At 65.5% G+C, this 220-nt stretch carries 1 protein-coding gene; it reads right to left on the bottom strand.

Translation table 11 applies throughout. The annotated features are described in order from the left end of the window. A partial coding sequence (locus IR141_RS14355) for an Ig-like domain-containing protein (RefSeq protein WP_135037880.1) occupies window positions 1-220 on the bottom strand: 220 nt, incomplete at both ends.

Here is a 220-nt window from a genome sequence, read left to right on the forward strand (position 1 = left end):
GCTTCGGCGGTGTAGCCGCCGTCGGGCAGGGCTTTGGGCACGTCTACGCTGTAGCTGCCGTCTGCCTTGACGGTGGTGGTAACGGTTTGGCTCTGGCCGTCCGAACCGGTTACCACTACGGTTACCACCGAACCGGCGGGCGCATCGGTTTTGCCGCTGATGGTCGGGGTGTTGTCGCTGCTGTTGTCCGGCGCGTCTACGCTGATCATCGGGGCGGTGG

Origin of the sequence: Neisseria sp. 19428wB4_WF04 (assembly GCF_015235335.1) — a bacterium.
Classification (GTDB): Bacteria; Pseudomonadota; Gammaproteobacteria; order Burkholderiales; family Neisseriaceae; genus Neisseria; species Neisseria musculi.